Raw genomic sequence first — 739 nt, 5'->3', positions numbered from 1 at the left:
TCTGCTCTTATTACGCGACCTGTTTCATCTACAAGGGTTAAATAGTCCTTCAAACTAAAGCGGATACCGGAGGTTTTCTCTTGATGTTCATGGCCCGTAAAAGGTAATAACGTTGTCGGTTGCTCTCCGATGATGGCGGCTTTGATACGCAGTTGAATACTGGTAAAACTCGATTGCTCAGGTGTTGGGGCAATGCCCGCACGCACTGGATTTAAATCTACATAAGCCATACAAGCGAGTAATGCCCCTTCATCGAGCAGGGCTTGAGATTTAAAGCGTCCTTCCCAAAAGTGCCCTGTGCATTCATCTTCTTTATTGGCTTGTCGAGCAATAGGCTCGTTTAATGCCCGCATAAACCAACTGATATCGATTAAGCGCTGTTTATAGACCTGTGTTGTTTCTTCAACCATTTCCATTTCGAATGTCGTTAATGATTGCTCTTGTTGAAATTGACGGGTTAACAGGGTGCCTTTAAACAACGTATGCCAACGGGACAGTACCTCTAGCGTCGTCCAGTTGTTAGCTTGTTCACTATCAACATGAAGGACTAAATGTAAGTGATTATTCATGACAGCGTGAGCACAAATATCAATAGCAAAGACCTGAGATAATTGAAAAATGCGCTGTTCAATCCAATGACGCCTGTGCTCATAACTGACACCGGTTTCTTTATCAACACCACATAAAAAGGCTTTTCGAACGGTTTGACTGCAAATATGATAATACGGCGTATCAGATA

1 protein-coding gene is annotated in these 739 nt (G+C 42.8%); it reads right to left on the bottom strand.

Annotated features, from left to right (window positions below):
• A partial coding sequence (locus tag H4J57_RS19515) for a transposase (protein WP_182243994.1) occupies positions 1-739 on the bottom strand: 739 nt, incomplete at both ends.

The organism is Colwellia sp. BRX8-7, assembly GCF_014077275.1.
In the GTDB taxonomy this organism is placed as follows: Bacteria; Pseudomonadota; Gammaproteobacteria; order Enterobacterales; family Alteromonadaceae; genus Colwellia_A.
The sequence above is the reverse complement of the archived record's forward strand: the minus strand, read 5'-3'. Positions and strand labels throughout refer to the sequence as shown.